The organism is Streptomyces sp. NPDC027185 (genome assembly GCF_055567035.1).
Map to the genome: position 1 here is coordinate 100,956 of NZ_JBVHRF010000004.1, position 17,684 is coordinate 118,639.

Annotated in this window: 18 protein-coding genes; 11 read left to right on the forward strand and 7 right to left on the reverse strand. The window is 75.7% G+C overall.

Going from position 1 to position 17,684, the window contains the following annotated elements:
- Window positions 1-173: 173 nt before the first annotated feature.
- From ACZ4M8_RS14005 to ACZ4M8_RS14035, 7 genes are all read left to right on the forward strand, one after another.
- Entirely contained in the window at window positions 174-503 is a 330-nt protein-coding gene (locus ACZ4M8_RS14005) for a hypothetical protein (RefSeq protein ID WP_467606757.1), read from the forward strand.
- 290 nt (window positions 504-793) lie between these two features.
- Window positions 794-1,117, forward strand: coding sequence for a hypothetical protein (locus tag ACZ4M8_RS14010; RefSeq protein ID WP_467606760.1), 324 nt, complete (start codon window positions 794-796; stop codon window positions 1,115-1,117).
- Between the two features lie 209 nt (window positions 1,118-1,326).
- Entirely contained in the window at window positions 1,327-2,196 is an 870-nt protein-coding gene (locus ACZ4M8_RS14015; RefSeq protein ID WP_467606761.1) for a helix-turn-helix transcriptional regulator, read from the forward strand.
- 132 nt (window positions 2,197-2,328) lie between these two features.
- Complete coding sequence (locus ACZ4M8_RS14020) at window positions 2,329-3,093, forward strand: SDR family oxidoreductase (protein ID WP_467606764.1); 765 nt, start codon at window positions 2,329-2,331, stop codon at window positions 3,091-3,093.
- A gap of 182 nt (window positions 3,094-3,275) precedes the next feature.
- On the forward strand, window positions 3,276-4,268 hold the full coding sequence (gene dhaK / locus ACZ4M8_RS14025; protein WP_467606766.1) for a dihydroxyacetone kinase subunit DhaK: 993 nt from the start codon (window positions 3,276-3,278) through the stop codon (window positions 4,266-4,268).
- A 92-nt stretch (window positions 4,269-4,360) separates the two neighbouring features.
- On the forward strand, window positions 4,361-4,969 hold the full coding sequence (gene dhaL / locus ACZ4M8_RS14030; protein WP_467606767.1) for a dihydroxyacetone kinase subunit DhaL: 609 nt from the start codon (window positions 4,361-4,363) through the stop codon (window positions 4,967-4,969).
- Window positions 4,966-5,385, forward strand: a complete 420-nt coding sequence (locus ACZ4M8_RS14035; RefSeq protein ID WP_467606769.1) for a PTS-dependent dihydroxyacetone kinase phosphotransferase subunit DhaM — start codon at window positions 4,966-4,968, stop codon at window positions 5,383-5,385. Before dhaL ends, ACZ4M8_RS14035 begins: the two co-directional genes overlap by 4 nt.
- 293 nt (window positions 5,386-5,678) lie before the next feature.
- On the opposite strand, the gene ACZ4M8_RS14040 is transcribed toward ACZ4M8_RS14035, so the two are convergent.
- Window positions 5,679-6,455 (reverse strand): SDR family oxidoreductase, encoded by a 777-nt coding sequence (locus ACZ4M8_RS14040; RefSeq protein WP_467606771.1) that lies wholly within the window; start codon window positions 6,453-6,455, stop codon window positions 5,679-5,681.
- Window positions 6,456-6,687: 232 nt separating this feature from the next.
- Here ACZ4M8_RS14040 and ACZ4M8_RS14045 point away from each other — a divergent pair, with 232 nt between their 5' ends.
- Window positions 6,688-7,311 carry a TetR/AcrR family transcriptional regulator gene (locus ACZ4M8_RS14045; RefSeq protein WP_467606772.1) on the forward strand — a complete coding sequence of 208 codons (624 nt, stop codon included), beginning with the start codon at window positions 6,688-6,690 and terminating at the stop codon, window positions 7,309-7,311.
- Window positions 7,312-7,390: 79 nt separating this feature from the next.
- Here ACZ4M8_RS14045 and ACZ4M8_RS14050 read toward each other — a convergent pair whose 3' ends face one another.
- On the reverse strand, window positions 7,391-8,212 hold the full coding sequence (locus tag ACZ4M8_RS14050; RefSeq protein WP_467606775.1) for an SAM-dependent methyltransferase: 822 nt from the start codon (window positions 8,210-8,212) through the stop codon (window positions 7,391-7,393).
- Window positions 8,213-8,770: 558 nt separating this feature from the next.
- On the opposite strand from ACZ4M8_RS14050, the gene ACZ4M8_RS14055 reads away from it, so the two are divergent.
- Window positions 8,771-9,385, forward strand: a complete 615-nt coding sequence (locus tag ACZ4M8_RS14055) for an RNA polymerase sigma factor (protein WP_467606776.1) — start codon at window positions 8,771-8,773, stop codon at window positions 9,383-9,385.
- A complete protein-coding gene (locus ACZ4M8_RS14060) occupies window positions 9,382-10,137 on the forward strand; it encodes a hypothetical protein (protein WP_467606778.1) in 756 nt (251 codons plus the stop codon). Before ACZ4M8_RS14055 ends, ACZ4M8_RS14060 begins: the two co-directional genes overlap by 4 nt.
- A gap of 189 nt (window positions 10,138-10,326) precedes the next feature.
- Here the strand turns inward: ACZ4M8_RS14060 and amaB are convergent, their stop codons facing one another.
- The 3 genes from amaB to ACZ4M8_RS14075 are packed head-to-tail and all read right to left on the reverse strand — an operon-like array spanning window position 10,327 to window position 14,600.
- A complete protein-coding gene (gene amaB, locus ACZ4M8_RS14065; protein ID WP_467606780.1) occupies window positions 10,327-11,868 on the reverse strand; it encodes an L-piperidine-6-carboxylate dehydrogenase in 1,542 nt (513 codons plus the stop codon).
- The gene (hglS, locus tag ACZ4M8_RS14070; protein WP_467606782.1) at window positions 11,865-13,265 is read right to left on the reverse strand and encodes a 2-oxoadipate dioxygenase/decarboxylase; all 1,401 of its coding nucleotides are present in this window, start codon (window positions 13,263-13,265) and stop codon (window positions 11,865-11,867) included. The genes amaB and hglS overlap by 4 nt, the downstream gene beginning before the upstream one ends.
- 21 nt (window positions 13,266-13,286) lie before the next feature.
- The gene (locus ACZ4M8_RS14075; protein WP_467606785.1) at window positions 13,287-14,600 is read right to left on the reverse strand and encodes an NAD(P)/FAD-dependent oxidoreductase; all 1,314 of its coding nucleotides are present in this window, start codon (window positions 14,598-14,600) and stop codon (window positions 13,287-13,289) included.
- Between the two features lie 347 nt (window positions 14,601-14,947).
- Here ACZ4M8_RS14075 and ACZ4M8_RS14080 point away from each other — a divergent pair, with 347 nt between their 5' ends.
- The gene (locus tag ACZ4M8_RS14080; protein WP_467606787.1) at window positions 14,948-15,910 is read left to right on the forward strand and encodes a LysR family transcriptional regulator; all 963 of its coding nucleotides are present in this window, start codon (window positions 14,948-14,950) and stop codon (window positions 15,908-15,910) included.
- A 53-nt stretch (window positions 15,911-15,963) separates the two neighbouring features.
- Here ACZ4M8_RS14080 and ACZ4M8_RS14085 read toward each other — a convergent pair whose 3' ends face one another.
- Both ACZ4M8_RS14085 and ACZ4M8_RS14090 read right to left on the reverse strand, forming a co-directional pair.
- Window positions 15,964-16,689 (reverse strand): FadR/GntR family transcriptional regulator, encoded by a 726-nt coding sequence (locus tag ACZ4M8_RS14085; protein ID WP_467608005.1) that lies wholly within the window; start codon window positions 16,687-16,689, stop codon window positions 15,964-15,966.
- Window positions 16,690-16,786: 97 nt separating this feature from the next.
- Complete coding sequence (locus ACZ4M8_RS14090) at window positions 16,787-17,215, reverse strand: STAS domain-containing protein (RefSeq protein ID WP_467606789.1); 429 nt, start codon at window positions 17,213-17,215, stop codon at window positions 16,787-16,789.
- Window positions 17,216-17,684: the final 469 nt, after the last annotated feature.

Sequence of the window (17,684 nt, forward strand, 5' to 3'; positions counted from 1 at the left end):
GATATCACGTCAAGAGCCCCGCTACTCAACCCTGTTGAGGGCATACCGCCAGGCGCGCCGCACCGTCCGCACCTAGCGTTCTCGACGGTCCGCCGCCCGGTGGCCCTCGCCCCGACGGGGGGCACCGGGTCGGGCGGGCCGTCACGGCACACCGCCAACGGAAGGTGCGTTCCATGCGTGAGTTCAGGCGTTTCCTCGTCTCCGCGGCCGTCGTCGCGGTGGCGGCCACGGGGCCGGTCGCCGCCGGGGCGGCCACGGCGAGTGCGGCGCAGCCCGCCGCCGGTGCGGCCGTCGCCGCCGCCGGTCCGATCTCCTGCAACCCCCAGAAGCTGCGGCACAAGGCGGCCGAGTACCGGCAGCTGTCCGACAAGGCCGAGGCCCGCGCCCGCCACGAGGCGGGGCTCGGCCACAGGAAGAAGGCGATCGCGTACAAGAAGAAGGCGCGGGCGTACGACAAGAAGGCGGACCACTACCTCGCGAAGGCGAAGCGCTGCCACGACTGAGGTGCGTCGCGTACGGGCCTGCCGGCGGCGGGCGGGAACGGCGGTCCGGGGCCGAGGGTGCCCCGGGCCGCCGTTGCCGTACGGGCGGGCGTCCGGGGCTGTGTGCCCGGCACCCGGGCGGGCGGAACTTCAACGTCCGTGTACAGCCCGCATCTTGCGGCTTCCGGCTCCGGACGCACCTTCACCCGTCATCCGGCACTCGCGTGCTTCACCGCCTCGCTACGGTCGCCCCGAGGGGCCGGTTCCGGCGCGAACCCTCACGGCACAACCACCCATGAAAGGTGCGTTCCATGCGTAAGTTCCAGCGCGTCCTCGTCTCCGCCGCCGTCGTCACGGTGACGGCCGCGGCACCGGTCGCCCTCGGCGCCGCCTCGGCGAACGCGGCGCAGCCCGCCGCCGCCTCCGCCCCCGCCGTGACGTTCTCCTGCAGCAAGGGGGAGCTGCTGCAGAAGGCGCAGCAGGCCCAGAAGCAGGCCGACGAGGCCGAGGCCACCGCGCGGGACGCCGCGGCCCGGGGCGACCAGCGGCGGGCCGACGAGTACATGCAGAAGGCGCGGGCGTACCGCGCCCAGGCGGCGGACTACTACAACCAGGCCGCGCAGTGCCAGGGCTGACCCGCGGGTAGGCCCGCGCCGCCACCGGCGGGCCGCGGCGGCGGTCCGGGGACGCCCCGGGCCGCCGTTCGTGTGTGCGGGTCCGGGCACGGCAGTCGACCTCCGGACCGCACCCCGGCCATCACCCGTTCGGAGCAGTGCGCCCGGGGCCGCCCCGGGCGGTGCGGGCACGGACGGCCGCCGGGCGCCGGGAGGCGGATACTGGCCGGGTGAGCGTGTCGTACATCAAGCCGCATCTGCGGTGTCTGCACAGCAGCGCGGGGCTGCTCGGCCACGCGGTGGCGGAGCGGGTGGTGGAGCGGGCCGCGGGGACGGCCGACACCGCGCCGCCGCCGGTCGGGCCGCCGCTGCACGTCCTGGTGGTGCACACCGGGCGGTCGGCGGAGCTGCGCTGGTCGGCGGAGGGCACCGCGCGGCGCGAGCGGTTCCTGCCGGGCGAGGCGCTGATCAACCCGGCGGGCTGGGCGGCGCGCCCGCGCTGGCAGGACGAGGTGGAGCTGCTGCTCCTGGGCATCGACCCGGTGTGGCTGGAGAAACTGGCGGACGAGGGCGGCGCCCCGGGCCGTGCCGGGCTGGTCCCCCGCTTCCATTTCTCGGACCCGCTGCTGACGCTGGTCGCCGAACGGCTGGTGGCGGAGTGCTCCGGGCCCGGCCCGGCGGACACCCTGTACGCGCAGTCGCTGGTGCAGACGGCCGCCGCGTCGCTGCTGCGACTGGCGGGGCCGGACGGCGGTGTGCCGGGGCGGCCGGGCGGGCTGCCGCCGCGCGCCCTGGCCCAGGTGACCGACTTCGTCCACGCGCATCTGGGGCGGCGGATCACGCTGGCGGAGCTGGCCGCCGTGGCGGGCGTCAGCGAGTCCCATTTCGTGCGGCTGTTCAAGGCGTCGACCGGTGAGCCGCCGCACCGCTACGTCCTGCGGCGGCGGCTGGCCCACGCGCGGCGGGAGCTGCTCCGTACCGACCGGCCGATCACCGAGATCGCGGCGGAGGCCGGGTTCGCCGACCAGAGCCATCTGACGCGGATGATGCGACGCTACGAAGGGGCCACCCCGCGGGTGCTGCGCGAGAGCGGGCGCTGACGGAAGTGAGCGGTCCGTTCCACCGGCGAGCGGATCGTTCAAGACCTGTGGGGGCGGGGCCGGTGAGGGTGGGGGGAGAAGGGCACGGCCGGGCCGTGCCGCACCGTTCGCCACCACACGCAGGAGGCCGACATGGTCAGCAAGCCGGACACCGCGCTCCAGGGGAAGGCCGCGTTCATCGGGGGCGCGTCGCGCAACCTCGGCGGACTGATCGCCACCACGCTCGGCGCGGAGGGCGCCCGGGTCGCGGTCCACTACAACAGCGATTCCTCCCGGGCCAAGGCCGAGGACGTCGTCGCGCAGATCAACGCCGGGCCCGGTGAGGCGTTCGCGCTCCAGGCGGACCTGACCCGGCCCGCCGAGGTGGCGCGCGCCTTCGACGAGACCGTCGACCGCTTCGGCAAGCTCGACATCAGCGTCAACACCGCCGGGATGGTGCTGAAGAAGCCGATGACCGAGATAACGGAGGAGGAGTACGACCGGATGTTCGCGGTCAACTCCAAGGCCGCGTTCTTCGTGATGAAGGAGGCCGCCCGGCGGATCGAGGACGGCGGGAAGATCGTCACCATCGTGACCTCGCTGCTCGCCGCCTACACCGGGCTGTACTCCTCGTACGCGGGGAGCAAGGCGCCCGTGGAGCACTTCGCGCGGGCCCTGTCGAAGGAGCTGTTCGGGCGGAACATCTCGGTCAACAATCTCGCGCCGGGGCCGATGGACACCTCGTTCTTCTATCCGGCGGAGGACGACGACTCCGTCGCGTTCCACAAGGCGTCGGCGATGAACGGTGACCTCACCAAGATCGAGGACATCGTGCCGTGGGTGCGGATGCTGCTGACCGACGGCTGGTGGGCCAACGGCCAGACGCTCTTCCTGAACGGCGGGTACACCACGCGCTGACCGGATTCCGGGGCCGGGCGCGGGTGTACGCCGCGGCCGCGGGCGCGTCCGGCCGCCCGGTCCCGCGCCCAGGTCCTCCGGAGCGGGGATTCCCCGCGTCGCCCCTCCGATCGGGCCCGGCTCTTCGATACTGGGGGCCGGGCCCTGTGAGGGGCGGCCGGGAACCACCGCAGGAGGAACCGTTGAAGATGCTCATCAACGTCGCCGAGACCGTCGTGGCGGACGCGCTGCGCGGCATGGCGGCGGCCCATCCCGACCTGGTCGTGGACGTCGACAACCGGGTGGTGGTGCGGCGGGACGCACCGGTGGCCGGGAAGGTCGCGCTGGTCTCGGGCGGCGGCAGCGGGCACGAACCGCTGCACGGCGGGTTCGTCGGGCCGGGCATGCTGGACGCGGCGTGCCCCGGGGAGGTGTTCACCTCGCCGGTGCCCGATCAGATGGTGCGGGCGGCCGCCGCCGTGGACAGCGGGGCGGGCGTGCTCTTCCTCGTGAAGAACTACACCGGTGACGTGCTGAACTTCCGGATGGCGGCGGAGCTGGCGGAGGACGAGGGCATCACGGTCGCCAGCGTGCTGATCGACGACGACGTGGCGGTGACCGACTCGACGTTCACCGCGGGCCGCCGCGGCACCGGCGCCACCCTCTTCGTCGAGAAGATCGCCGGGGCGGCGGCCGAGGAGGGCGCGCCGCTGGAGCGGGTCGAGGCGCTCGCCCGTCAGGTCGTCGCGGCGTCCCGCAGCTTCGGGGTGGCGCTCACCGCCGGCAGCACCCCGGCCAAGGGCGGCCCGACCTTCGATCTGCCCGCCGGGCAGCTGGAGTTGGGCGTCGGCATCCACGGCGAGCCGGGGCGGGAGCGGCGCGCGATGATGACGGCCCGGGAGATCGCCGAGTTCACGGTGGACGCCGTCCTCGACGACCTGCGGCCGGAGCGGCCGGTGCTGCTGCTGGTCAACGGCGCGGGGGCGACGCCGCTGCTGGAGCTGTACGGCTTCGCGGCCGAGGTGCACCAGCGGCTGGCCGACCGCGAGGTGGCGGTGGCCCGCACCCTCGTCGGCGACTACGTGACCTCGCTGGACATGGCGGGCGCTTCGGTGACGCTGTGTCAGGTGGATGAGGAGCTGCTGCGGCTGTGGGACGCGCCGGTGCAGACCGCGGGGTTGCGGTGGGGCCGCTGAGCCGCGCCGCGTCCGCCGCCCCGCGCCCGGGGGACGCCCGGGTGCCCGTACCGTCCGTGGTGCCCGCAGCGCCACGAGCCAAGGAGAGTCACGTGTCCGAAACGGCCCTGGATGCCGCGTTCTTCGTCCGGTGGCTGGCGGCGGTCGCCGCCGCCGTCGACCGGGAGGCCGACCGCCTCACCGAACTGGACTCCGCGATCGGCGACGCCGACCACGGCAGCAACCTCAAGCGCGGTTTCACCGCGGTGCGCACCTTGCTGGAGAAGGAGCCGCCGGCGACGCCCGGCGCCGTCCTCGTCGCGGCGGGGAAGACGCTGGTCTCCACCGTCGGCGGCGCGTCCGGGCCGCTGTTCGGCACGCTGCTGCGGCGGACGGGCAAGACGCTCGGCGACGCGGAGCGGGTGGAGGCGGGGCAGCTGCGGGACGCGCTGCGCGCCGGGGTGGACGCGGTCGGTCAGCTCGGCTCCTCGGCGCCGGGCGACAAGACGATGCTGGACGCGCTGGACCCGGCGGTCACCGCGCTGGCGGACGGCTTCGCGGCGGCGTCCGCCGCGGCCGCGGAAGGCGCGCGGGCGACCGTACCGCTCCAGGCCCGTAAGGGACGCGCCAGCTATCTCGGGGAGCGCAGCATCGGCCACGAGGATCCCGGTGCGGCGTCGTCGGCGCTGCTGTTCGCGGCGTTCGCGGAGGTGGCGCGGTGACGGGGCGGGCGGTGGCCGGGACGGTCGGCATCGTGCTGGTGTCGCACAGCGGGCCGGTGGCGGAGGCGGTGGCGGCGCTCGCCACCGGGCTGGCGGGCGGCGGGACGACCGCGCCGGTGGCCCCGGCGGGCGGCACCCCGGACGGCGGGCTGGGCACCAGCGCGGAGCTGATCGCCGAGGCGGCGCGTTCGGTGGACGGCGGCGCGGGTGTCGCGGTCCTCGTCGATCTGGGCAGCGCGGTGCTGACGGTGAAGGCGATGCTGGCGGAGGGCGATGAACTGCCCGACGGGGCGCGGCTGGTGGACGCGCCGTTCCTGGAGGGCGCGGTGGCCGCCGTGGTCACCGCGTCGGCCGGCGCCGACCTGACGGCGGTGGCGGCCGCGGCCGGCGAGGCGTACGGCTACCGCAAGGAGTGAGCCGGGCCCGGCGGCCGCCCGCGCCGGTGGCCGCCGGGCTGTGCGCCGTCGGCGGCCGCCGGTGCGCCGCGACCGCGCGGCCCGCGCCTTCGGGACGGAAGGCTCAGCCGGGCCGGACGAGGGGGCCGGCGCCGCCCTCGGCCACGGCGGCAGCAGCGGATGCCGGTCGGCGAGGCCACCGGACCTCCCGATGGCCCGCCGGACGTCATCGGGTCCGGCGGTCACGACGGCCGTACGGCTGAAGGCGTGCGCGGACCGGTCTCCGGTGGCCGCGGCCGGCCGCTCTTGCCCGCTCACCACGCGCCGTCGCCCCGCAGTACGGCGTCGGCGCCGCCGTCGATGAAGACGACCTGGCCGGTGACCAGTTCGTTCTCGGGGGAGGTGAGCCAGGCCAGAAGGGGGGCGATCTGGTCCGGCCGGGCGTGGCCGTGGAGCGGCATGGGAACGGCCCGGTCGATGACCTCGCGCAGTTCGGGGCGGGCCAGCATCGGTTCGGTCATGGGGTTGACGACGGTACCGGGGGCGATGGCGTTGAGGGGGATGCCGGCGCCCGCCCAGTCGGCGGTCACCGCGGTGCGGCGGACCCACCGGGCGAGGGCCACCTTGGCCGAGCCGTAGATCGCGTACTCCTCGCCCCGGTCGACCGCCGCGCGGGCGGCGGCCAGCGCCGCTTCCTCGTCCCCGGCGAGCGCCGCGTCGACGAGTGCCGGATCGTGCGGGTGGACGGCGGCGACCGAGGCGATGGCGACGGCGCGCGGGGCCGTACCGGCGGCCAGCAGCGGGCGCAGCCCTTCCAGGGTGGCGACCGCGCCGAAGTGGTTGACGCTGACGGTGCGCGGTACGAAGGCGCCGAGACCGGCACCGGCGATCACCGCGTCGAGCCGTCCGCCGCTCAACTCGCCCGCCCGGCGGACCAGATGGGTCCGTCCTTCGGCGGTGGCGAGGTCGGCGACGATGTCGGCGTCCCGGAGGTCGGCGCCGATGACGGTGTCGCCCCGTTCCCTGAGCCAGGTGGCGGTGGCCGCGCCGATGCCGGAGGCAGCTCCGGTGATGAGGTAGGTGCGGGACATGGACGGCTCCTTCGTCGACTCCGTACGTTCGCCGGTCACCGGCGGCCGGGCGCACCGGCCGCCGGCGGACGGGCGTGCGGGGGCGGCGCGGCAGCCGGGGACGGCGGACGGACGGGCCGCCGCCGGCCGCCGACCGGTCGTCGAGGAACATACGCTTTTTTGGCATGCCGTGCCAATAATTTGCTCTGGGACAATGAGGGGCCGGAGTGGAACACGGCGAGGAGCACACACCATGGCGGCAGCGCGGGGCCGTCCGTCCCTGACGGAACAGCGGCGCCATCGGACCCGGCTGGAGATCGCGGAGGCCGCGGCGGCCCTGTTCGCCGACCGCGGTTACGACGCGACGACGGTCGAGGACATCGCCTCGGCGGCGGGCCTCTCCCTGCGCACCTTCTACCGCTACTGCCCGGCGAAGGAGGACGCCCTCACCCCCCTCTTCGCCTCCGCCGTGGGTCAGCTCGTCGACGTCCTCGCGGCGCATCCGGCCGATGAGCCGCTGCTCGGCGCCGTCGAGGCGTCCTTCGGTACGGCGACGGCCGAGCGGCGCCTGGAGGACGCCGCGCGGGCCCGGCGGCTGGTGCGGGTCCTGGGCACCGTCCCCGCCCTGAAGGCGCGCTGGCTCGCCGCGGGCCGGGAGATGCAGGAACGGCTCGCGCCCGCGCTGGCGCCCCGCGTGGGCGCCCCCGCCGACAGCCTGGAGGTCCGGCTGCTGACGGTCGCGGTGCTCGACGCGTTCACCGTCACCATGGAGCACTGGGCCTGGCAGGAGGAGCCGGAGGAACTCGTCGGCCTGATGCGCCGCGCGCTGGTGTTCCTCCGGCTCGACCAGCTCACGGCGGCGGCCGCCGACCGGTGACCACCGCGGCCGTGCGGCGCGGCCACCGGCCCGTGACTCACGGCTCCCGGTTCACGGCCCGCCGCTCACCGCCGACGGCTCACGGTTTGCGGGCGATGGCCGCGTAACAGGCCGCCTCGGCGTCGGTGACATGGGTGGCGTCCTCGGGGCTCTCGGGGCGCCACTGGTGGGAGAGGGTGATGCCCGGGTCCAGCAGCTCCCAGCCGTCGAAGAAGCGGGCGAACTCCGCACGCGTACGGAACTGCAGAGCGGTCCCGGCCTCGCCGTAGATCTCGATGATCTTGCCCATCACCTCGGGGGCGAAGTCCTGCGTGGCGTGGGTCATGGCGAGGGTGGAGCCGCTGGGCACCGCGTCCTTGAGGGTCTCGACGATGGCGTGCGCCCGGCCCCGGCCGTCGTCGGTGACGAAGTGCATCAGGGCGTTCAGACTCAGGCCCACCGGACGGGTGAGGTCCAGCGCTTCCAGGAGCTGCGGGGCCGCCATGATGCCGCCCGGGTCGTGGGCGTCGGCCTGGACGTAGGCGGTGCGGCCCTCGGCGGTGCTGTGGAGCAGGGCGGCGGCGTGGGCGAGGACGATCGGGTCGTTGTCGGTGTAGACGACGCGGGTGTCGGGCGCCACGGACTGCGCGATCTCGTGGAGGTTGGGCGAGGTGGGGATGCCGGTGCCTATGTCGAGGAACTGGCGGATGCCCGACTCGGTGAGGAAACGGGTGGCGCGGTGCATGAACTCGCGGTTGATACGGGCGGCGACCAGCGCGCCGGGGAAGACCCCGAGGACGCTTCCGGCCGCCATCCGGTCGGCGAGGAAGTTGGTCTTGCCGCCGAGGAAGTAGTCGTAGATACGGGCCGAGTGGGCCCGGTCCAGTTGCAGGTCCACCCCTGACGCGCTGTGGTCGCTCATCGTGTGCCAGCCTCCCCTGTCGGCGGACCGCCGCACCGGCGGCCAAGATCGATTGTGGCACCGCGCCGCGGCCCCGTCACCGCTCACCCGGACCGCGCCGCGGCACTCCGACGGCCGGGGCGCACGCCGGGGCGGACGGCGTGCGCGGGGCGCGCAGGGGCGCGCGGCGCCCATGACAGGGGCACCCGCGGTCATATGAATACCCGGGGACGGATTTCTTCCGGTCCCGCTCCACAAACGGATGCGCTTTCCTGTTGATTGGAAGGGAGGACAACCGTCCTCCCGCCGCTCCCCCGCCCTCCGGCGCACCGGGAGCGGCGGTGCACGGCCAACGGAACGAGGACGGCTCGTGAGCGCATACCGGCACCGGCTCCCGCCCGCAGATCCGGGGGCGCACGCCCATCCGGCGGCGGCCCGGCGAAGGGCCCGCGGGGCCCGCCGGCCCCCGGCCCCCGACCCCGCCGCACCCTTTGTGCGCTCCCCTCCCGCCACCGGCGCACGCGGGGCGTGCCACCGCGCCCGGAAGCGACATCCCCGGCCCGCGCGTGAGGGGCGTACATGAGCCGGTACGCCGCCTCACCCGCACCCGGGGCGGCGGCGGACACGGACGGCAGGACGGGCACGGACACCGATACGGACCGTCAGCTCTCACTGTCCTACGAGGCGTTCCACGCCACACACGCCCGCAAATGGGTCAAGTACGCCTACCTGCACACCGGGGGACGGGACGCGGCCGTCGCGGTGACGCGCGGCGCCTTCCACCGGCTGGCCGCCGTGTGGCCGCACGCGCTGCGGCAGGCGTCGGTCGAGGCGTTCGCCTGGGCGCTCCTCAAGGAGTGCGTCGTGGAGTGGCTCTACGACCACCGGCAGCCCACCGCGCTCACCGAGACCGCGGCCTTCGCCGTCGTCACCAAGGCGCTGCTGCGGGAGTTCCAGGCGCAGTTCGCGTTATTGGAGAGCCAGTTGGGGCTGTACGCGGCCATCGCCCGGCTGCCGGAGCGGCAGTGCGACGTGATCGTGCTGCGGCATGTGATCGGGTACGACGACGCGCAGATCGCGGCGTTGCTGGGCGTCGACGAGGCCACCGTCCGCTCGCACGCCAGCCGGGGCAGACGCAGGCTCGCCACGGCGCTCGGAATGGATCAGGGAAACGCGAGGGGGAACGAGCCATGACATCCACCTACGGGACCGGGCGGCGCGACACCGTCGAGGCGCTGCTCGACGCCGCCGCGGCGGTCGCCGGTATCGACGGTCTGGAGGGGTTCGGGGAGCTGGACGACCGCGGCGTACTCGACGGGTTCGGGCTGCTGGACGGTGACGTCCCGGGCGCGGGGGGCGCGGCGGAGCCCGGTGCCCGCCCGGCGGCCCACCCGGAGCGGGGCGCGCCCAGCGCGTATCCCAGCGCGCGGGACGAGGCGACGCACGAACTGGAGCTGGCCTGCGCGCTGGTGGTGAACGCCGCCGCGGCTGCGGCCAGTCTGGAGCGGCTGGTGGACGACCACCGCATCGATCCGGAGGGCGCGCTGGTCTTCGCGTGTCTGCTGCACATCACGGGGCGGAGCGAGGCGGCGCACTTCTGGTGGCACTTCGGCGCCGGTGCGGGCAGCCGCACCGCGGCGTACTGCCTCTATCTGGCGCACCGCCGCAACGGCGAGTTCCGGGACGCGGCGTACTGGCGGGAGCAGGCGGCGCACTCCCCCGACGAGGAACGGCGGCAGATCCCGGCGTTCGACACCCGGCAGCTGCTGCCGGACGCCGCCCGCCACAACCTCCTGGTGCAGTGGCACAGCGGGCTGGCGCCGACGCTGCCGCCCGCCCTGGAGAGCGTCATCAACCGGCTGACGGTGGACTGCGACGACGAGGACTTCGGGGAGATCCCGCACCCCTCCCCGACGCTGGTACGGGATCTGGGCGGAGCCCGCTGAGCGGCCCGGGGTCCGGGGCGGGCCGAGCGCCCCGGGCCCGCTGAACGCCGCGTACCCCGGGTCCGCCGCCGTGCGGGCGGCCGTACGGCGGCGGGCCCGGCGTGTCCCGCGGCCCCGGGGCGGGCCGCCGCGCGCCGGGCGGGCCGCCGCGCGCCGGGCGGGTCCCCGCCCGCCCGGTGCGCGGGGCCGTCACAGGAAGGTGACGCCCTGGGCGAGCGGGAGCGCGTCGGAGTAGTTGACGGTGGTGGTGGCGCGGCGCATGTAGCCGCGCCAGGCGTCGGAGCCCGATTCGCGGCCGCCGCCGGTCTCCTTCTCGCCGCCGAACGCGCCGCCGACCTCGGCGCCCGAGGTGCCGAGGTTGACGTTGGTGATGCCGCAGTCGGAACCGTCGGCGGCGAGAAAGCGCTCGGCCTCCCGCTGGTCGCGGGTGAAGATCGCGGCCGACAGGCCCTGCGGGACGGCATTGTTGAGGGCGATGGCCTCGTCCAGGGTGCGGTAGGTCAGCGCGTAGAGGACGGGGGCGAAGGTCTCGGTGCGGACGATGCCGGTCTGCCGGTCCATCCGTACCAGCGCCGGGCGGACGTACGCGGCGTCCGGTGCCTCGCGGGTCAGGCACGGCTCGCCGCCGGCGAGGACGGTGCCGCCGTCGCGGCGGGCGGCGGCCAGCGCCGCGTCCATGGCGTCGCGGGCGGCGCGGTGGACGAGCGGTCCGACGAGGGTGCCCTCGGCGAACGGGTCGCCGACGGTCAGCCCGCGGTAGGCGTCGGCGATCCGCGGCAGCAGGCTGTCCGCGACGTCCTCGTGGACGATCAGGCGGCGCAGGGTGGTGCAGCGCTGTCCCGCGGTGCCGGCGGCGGCGAAGACGATGCCGCGGACGGCGAGGTCGAGGTCGGCGGAGGGGGCGACGACGGCGGCGTTGTTGCCGCCCAGCTCCAGCAGGGCCCGGCCGAAGCGGGCGGCGACGCGGGGTGCCACGGCGCGGCCCATCCGGACCGAGCCGGTCGCGCTGAGCAGCGCCACCCGGGGGTCGTCGGCGAGGAGCGCGCCGAGGTCCGGGCCGCCGAGCAGCAGCTGGTGCAGGCCGTCCGGCGCGCCGGTGTCGGCGGCGGCCCGCTCCAGCAGGGCGGTGCAGGCCAGGGCGGTGAGCGGGGTGAGTTCGGAGGGTTTCCAGACGACGGGGTCGCCGCAGACGAGGGCGAGCGCGACGTTCCAGGACCAGACGGCGACGGGGAAGTTGAAGGCGGAGATGACGCCGGTGACGCCGAGCGGGTGCCAGGTCTCGGCGAGGCGGTGGCCGGGCCGTTCCCCGGCGATGGTGCGGCCGTGGAGCTGGCGGGAGAGGCCCACCGCGAAATCGCAGATGTCGGTCATCTCGCGGACCTCGCCCAGCGCCTCGGAGCGGATCTTGCCCGCTTCGACGGTGACCAGGTCGGCGAGGTCGTCCCGGTGGGCTTCGAGCAGCGCGCCGAGCCGTTTGACGAGTGCGCCGCGGCGGGGCGCGGGGACGGTGCGCCAGGTGTGGAAGGCGCGGGTGGCGGCGGCGAGCGCGGCCTCGGCCTCGTCGGCCGAGGTGGCGGGCAGCGTTCCCAGGGTGTGGCCGGTCAGCGGGGTGCGGGCGGTGAGCGCGGCGCCGGGCACGGCGGCGGCCGGGTCGAGGGCGGTGGGGGCGCCGCAGCGGGCGAGGGCCGCGGCGGCCCGGTCGCGGAGGGCGTCGGTGGTGGGGTGGCTCATACCAGCTCCTCGGGGGTCGGGGCGAGGCCCAGGGCCCGGCGGGCCCGGCGCAGAGTGGTGAGGCTGCGGTCGGCGTAGCGGGCGAACGGGTCGTGGACGGGGCGGTCGAGGGCGGCGGCGAGACGGCCGGCGTCGTAGGGGGCGGCGGCCCTCTCGGCGGTGCGGGTGGTGTCGCGGGTGAGGTTGGAGCGGAAGATCCCGGCGGCGGAGCGCGGCAGGAAGTCCTCGTAGACGATCGGGCGGGCGGTCAGCCAGCCCTGGTCGAGGAGGGCGGCGAGACCGTCGGGCGGGCGGCGGCCGTCGCGGGGGCGGGTGAGGGCGGGGGCGTAGGTGAAGAACGCGAGGCCGTCGGCGGCGAGTTGGCGTTCGGTGCGGGGGAAGCCGGCCTCCCAGACGGCGCGGGCGGTGGCGGCGTGGTCGGCGGCGGTGCCGCCCGCCTCGGCGGTGCGGCGGTCGGTCTCGGCGGTGAGGGCGTCGTAGCGGGCGCGTCCGGTGCGGGTGAGGGCGATGCCGCGGGCCTCGACCTCGCCGAAGCGGACGCGGAGGGTGCCGTCGGTGACGCGGCCGTCGATCTCGCGGAAGGCGCGGGGTTCGGCGAGCGCCCGGAAGGACGTCTGGCGGAGCAGGACGTCGGGGCCGTCCCAGCGGGGCGGGCCCTGGATGCGGTCGATCATGGTGATGCCGTGGGCGGTCATCCGGCGGTAGAGCGCGTCGATGTCCAACACGCGCGGGGTGAGGTGGTTGAGGTGGGTGGTGGTGACCCCGCCGATGTCCGCGGCGACGGCGCTGACCTCGGACAGCTCCTCGTACCAGGCGCGGTCGACGGGCTCGGCGGAGAGCGCGAACGCGTCGGTGGCGAGGGTCAGGAAGCGGTCGGCGTCCGTGTCGGGCAGGCCGCCGGCGTCCTCGGCGCGGGCGGCGAGGGTGAGGAGTTCGGGCGGGAAGAGGGTGCGGCGGCCGAGGAAGGCGGCGAGGCGGCGGGCGAGATCGTCGTCGAAGAAGCGGCGGTCGTCGGGGGTGAGCAGGGAGGTGAAGACGCGGAACGGGTTGCGCTCCAGCTCCTCGGCGTCGAGGGGCCGGAAGGCGGTGGAGACGACGGGGACGGCGCCGGGCCCGTCGCGCAGGTCGTAGAAGCCGACGGGGTGCATGCCGAACGCGGCGAAGATCCGGGCCGCCTGGCGGAGTTCGTCCGGGGTGCCGACGCGGATGGCGCCGTGCCGTTCGGCGGTGACGCGGTCGAGTCCGCCGAGGTGTCCGGGGTGCCCGTCGCGGTGCACGGTCTCCTCGTTGATCCGCGCGGTCACGTCGAGGAGCGTGGTGTACGCGGGGACCTCCGCGCCGTACACGGCGGACAGGCGGCGGGCGAAGGCGGCGCGGAGCCGCCAGGTGGGGACCATACGGGAGCCTCCAGGGGACGGTCAGATGATGTGGGCCTCGGGGCGGGCGGGCGCGGCGCCGTCGAAGCGGGCGGCGGAGAGCGGGGTGACGTCGAGGAACGGGGTGCGGCGCAGGTACAGGTCGCGGACGATCTCGCCGACGGCGGGTGCCTGGAGGAAGCCGTGGCCGGAGAAGCCGGTGGCGTAGAGGAACCGTCCCTGGTGGCCGCAGGCCCGTTCGGCCTCGCCGATCAGGGCGTTGCGGTCCGGCGTCATCTCGTAGAGCCCGGCCCAGCCGTCGCGGACCGGGAGGGAGGCGAGGGCGGGGGCGCGGCGGGCCGCGGCGGCGCGGAAGGGGGTGAGCCATTCGCGGGTGAAGGCGCGGTCGAAGCCCGGAGGCTGGGCCGGGTCGGAGAGGCCGAGGAGGAGGCCGCCGGCGGTGTCGTTGTGGAAGTAGAGGGTGGAGCCGAAGTCGAGGGTGAAGGGGATACGGGGCGGGGCCGGGTCGAGCGGTCCGGTGAGGGCGATCTGACGGCGCAGCGGGGTGACGGGCAGAGGTGCCCCGGCCATCTCGCCGACGGCGGCGGACCAGGCGCCGGCGCAGCAGATCAGGACGGGGGTGCGGACGGTGCCGTGCGGGGTGTGGACCGCCTGGAGGCCGGGGCCGGCGGCGGTGTCGACGGCGGTGACCGGGCAGTGGGTGCGCACGCGGGCGCCGAGGCGGCGGGCGGCGCGCAGATAGCCGGTGACAGCGGCCTCGGGGCGGGCGTAGCCGTCGGCGGGCGAGTAGGCGGCGGCGACGAGGGTGTCCGGGTCGGCGTACGGGCACAGGGCGTGGGCCTCGCGCGGGGTGATCAGGCGGCTGGGGACGCCGAGGGAGTTCTGGAGGGCGATCCCCTCGGCGAAGAGGTCGCGTTCGGCGGCGCTGCCGAGGAGGAAGAGGTAGCCGGAGTGTTCCAGTCCGATGTCGGCGCCGGGGCGGCGGGCGAAGTCGCGCCAGGCGTCGAGGCTGCGCTGCCCGAGGCGGATGTTGAGCGGGTCGGAGAACTGCGCACGGACGCCGCCGAGGGGTTTGCCGGAGGAGCCTGCGGCGGGGCGGTCGCGTTCGAGGAGGAGGACGTACCCGGCGCCCGCCTCGGCGAGGTGGAAGGCGATGGCCGCGCCGATGACGCCGCCGCCGACGATGACGACGTCGGCCTGGTCGGGGAGCGGCCCGGCGGGTCCGGGGAGCGGGGCGGCCGGGTGGCGGGCAGGAGCGGCGGGGCCGTGGGCCTCCGGTCCTTGGCTGTGTGTCGGTTCGTGCCGCCGGTCCGGTTCCTGATCCGGGGTCCGGGGCAGGTCTGCGGTGGGAGCCATCGGGTCGCCTTCCCGTCGTCCGGTACCTGAGAGGGGTGCGGTGGTGCGGGAGCGGTGCGCCGCCGGGTGGCGCCGCCCGGCGGACCCGGGGCGGCGCCGTGGCGCTCCCGGGTGCCTCGATGGTGGCGCCCCGGGCGGCCGTACGTCCATGGAGAGTTGCTCCAGGTGATCTTTGAGCGGTGCTGTGCGGTCGGCCGGGCGGTACGTGGTCCGTGTGGCCCTCGCGCCGTGCCGGGCGGTCGGCCGGACGGCGGCCACGTGGTCGTCGAAACCGTGCCGCGCGGCCGGTGCGTGGTGGCGTCCGCGCCCTCTCCCCCGGCGGGGCGCGCGCCCGTAGATTTGGCGCCATGGAACTTCCGGGCCCGCAGCTCAGAACGCTTCTGGAGCTGGCCCGCGGCGCCACGATGACGGCGGCCGCCGCGGCGCTGGGGTACACGCCCGGGGCGGTGTCGCAGCACATCGCCGCGCTGGAGCGGGCCACCGGCTCCCGGCTGGTGCGGCGGGCGGGCCGCCGGGTGGAGCTGACCGACGCCGGGCGGACCCTCGCGGTGCACGCCGGGCGGATCCTCGCGGCACAGGCGGAGGCGCTGGCGGCGCTGGAGCGCGGCCGGGGCGAGGTGGCCGGGCGGCTGGTCCTGGGGGTCTTCGGCAGCGCCGCGGCGGCGCTGCTGCCCCCGGCGCTGCACCGGCTGCGCGCCCGCCACCCGGCGGTACGGGTGGTGAGCCGCGAGGTGGACGTGGACCAGGCGTACGCGGAGGTGGGCGCGGGCCGGGTCGATCTGGCGCTGGGACTGGACTATCCGGACGCGCCGCTGCCGCGCGACGGCAAGGTGGAGCTGGTACGGCTGCGCACCGAGCGGTTCGCGCTGGCGGTGCCGTCCCGGTGCCCGCCCCCGGAGGCGGCGCAGGGCACGCTGCGGCTGGCGCGGACGGCGGAGCTGGCGTGGATCCTGCCGGCGCCCGCGTCGCACTACGGGCGGGCGGTGCGCACCGCGTGCCGCCGCGCCGGTTTCGAGCCGCGGGTGGCGCACGAGGTGACCGATACGGCGGTATCCCTGGCGATGGTCGCGGCGGGGCTGGGGGTGGCGCCGGTGACGGAGCTGATGCTGCGGCTGCGGTCGGCGGGGGTCACCGTGGTGCCGCTGGCGGACGCCCTGGAGCGGCACCTCGTGGTCGCCGTGGACGCGGTGGCCCGGCACCGCCCGCCGGTCGCCGCGCTGATCACGGCGTTGGGCGACCGCACGTCACCGCCGGACGGGCCGGGGCCGCGGGAGGCGGAAGCGGAGGGGGCGGGCGGCGCACCCGGGTGAGGACCGGGACCGGCCACCACGGCCACCGGCCGTCAGCCGACCGCCGTCAGCCCCTAGGCCCGCCCCGCCGCCGCCCGCGCCGCGGCGACCCGTCCCCGTACCGGCGCGTAGTGGGCTCCGATCGCCGTGGCGAAGGCGCCCGCGTCGCCGGAGCGGGCGGCGTCGGCGATGGCGCGGTGGGCGGCGAGGGTCCGGCGTTCGTCGTCGAGGGCGGCCATGCCGAGCTGCGGGCCGACGGTGGCGTAGCTGTCCCAGAGCACCTGGGTGAGCTGGCTGATGAGGTCGTTGCCGAGGGGCTCGACGAGGAGGGCGTGGAAGGCGCGGTCGGCGGCGGCGAAGCCGTCGCTGCCGGCGGGGTGGCGGGCCATCTCCGCGACCAGACCGTCCAGTGTGTCGAGGTGGGCGGGGGTCAGGGCGGTGACGATTCCGTCGGCGTTGCCGCGTTCGAAGAGTTCCCGGACGTCGACGAGGTCGGCGTAGGCGCGGAAGGCGTCGTCCGGGCTGAGCAGTCCGCGGAAGGTCATGCTCTCGGCCAGCGCCGACAGGCCCAGCCCGCCGACGTACGTGCCGTGACCGTGGCGGACCTCGACGAGGTCGAGCGCGGCGAGCGACTTGACCGCCTCGCGGACGCTGGAGCGGCTGGCGCCGAGGGTGGCGCAGAGTTCGGACTCGGTGGGCAGCGGGTCGCCGGGGCGCATCCGGTGGGTGAGCATGTGCCGTTTGATCCCGTCCGCGACCTGCTGGCGGAGCGACGACCGTCCGCGGCGCGGCTGCGCCACCTCAGCACCCGGCACCTGATGCCCCTCTCCCCGTTGCGGCCCGGCGCAGCGTATCAACCGCGGATGACGTGGCCGGGGCCGTGCGCCGGGGGCCCGGTCAGGCGGGGGCCGGGGCCCCGGGGTGCTGCGGGCCCTCCGGCTCCGGGGGCCAGACGGGGCGGCTGGCCTGCGGGACGGCCGCGAGGGCGTGGCCGACGGTCGGGTAGCAGGAGAAGACGCCGAGTGACTGGGTGCCCACCAGCAGGCGCAGCATCCGCATGCCGAGGGAGGCGAGGAGGAGGCGGCCTTCCAGACGGCGGCAGAGCCATTCCAGGGCCAGCAGGCAGCTCAGGCCACGGGAGTCGCAGAAGCGCAGCGCGGTCAGGTCGAGCACGAGGAAGCGGTGTCCGGCGGAGACGACGGACCGGGCCTCGGCGAGAAATGCCTGTTCGGTGCGGAGGTCCAGCTCCCCCGTGACACGCAGCACCGCGCACTCGTCCGCCTGGACGAGCGCCGTGACCGCCAGCGACCGCATCTCCGCACTCATGCCGTCCAGCGTAAGCGGCCCGGCCGCGGGCCCCGCCGCCGCGGCCGGACGGGCGCCCGGGGCGTACCCCGGCGGGCGGGCCGGGGTGCGGCGGTGCGGGCGGGTGTTCCGCCGCCGCTCAGAGCCGGTCCCGGGGCGTACCGAACCCTTGACATGAGTGATCATTCAGCGCCTTCGATGATCTTTTACGTTCATTCGGGAGCGATTCGGTCAGCCGGTCCGGCCGGAATCCATCGGGGTCCGTGCACCCGCAGATGCCCGCGGACCGTCCGGAGCGGCCAAACGGGCAGCGACCGGCCGACACCGCCGCCGACAGGCGGAACAGCACGGGCAGAAACGGGCAACTTTTGTCACCCTGCGGGCAGTCAGGGGCCCCGGAACGGTTGCTATAAACCTCGGGCGGGCAGAAACGGGCAGGTCCATGACCGAACGGATCGGCCGCGCGCCCCCCCTGATCCGTGCCCGAGCG

Coding starts and splice junctions, on each gene's coding strand:
- ACZ4M8_RS14075 (WP_467606785.1), bottom strand. CDS start 14,600: ATGGCTCCCACCGCAGACCTGCCCCGGACCCCGGATCAGGAACCGGAC.
- ACZ4M8_RS14005 (WP_467606757.1), top strand. CDS start 174: ATGCGTGAGTTCAGGCGTTTCCTCGTCTCCGCGGCCGTCGTCGCGGTG.
- ACZ4M8_RS14050 (WP_467606775.1), bottom strand. CDS start 8,212: ATGAGCGACCACAGCGCGTCAGGGGTGGACCTGCAACTGGACCGGGCC.
- ACZ4M8_RS14060 (WP_467606778.1), top strand. CDS start 9,382: ATGACATCCACCTACGGGACCGGGCGGCGCGACACCGTCGAGGCGCTG.
- ACZ4M8_RS14045 (WP_467606772.1), top strand. CDS start 6,688: ATGGCGGCAGCGCGGGGCCGTCCGTCCCTGACGGAACAGCGGCGCCAT.
- ACZ4M8_RS14020 (WP_467606764.1), top strand. CDS start 2,329: ATGGTCAGCAAGCCGGACACCGCGCTCCAGGGGAAGGCCGCGTTCATC.
- ACZ4M8_RS14080 (WP_467606787.1), top strand. CDS start 14,948: ATGGAACTTCCGGGCCCGCAGCTCAGAACGCTTCTGGAGCTGGCCCGC.
- amaB (WP_467606780.1), bottom strand. CDS start 11,868: ATGAGCCACCCCACCACCGACGCCCTCCGCGACCGGGCCGCCGCGGCC.
- ACZ4M8_RS14040 (WP_467606771.1), bottom strand. CDS start 6,455: ATGTCCCGCACCTACCTCATCACCGGAGCTGCCTCCGGCATCGGCGCG.
- ACZ4M8_RS14055 (WP_467606776.1), top strand. CDS start 8,771: ATGAGCCGGTACGCCGCCTCACCCGCACCCGGGGCGGCGGCGGACACG.
- ACZ4M8_RS14090 (WP_467606789.1), bottom strand. CDS start 17,215: ATGAGTGCGGAGATGCGGTCGCTGGCGGTCACGGCGCTCGTCCAGGCG.
- ACZ4M8_RS14010 (WP_467606760.1), top strand. CDS start 794: ATGCGTAAGTTCCAGCGCGTCCTCGTCTCCGCCGCCGTCGTCACGGTG.
- hglS (WP_467606782.1), bottom strand. CDS start 13,265: ATGGTCCCCACCTGGCGGCTCCGCGCCGCCTTCGCCCGCCGCCTGTCC.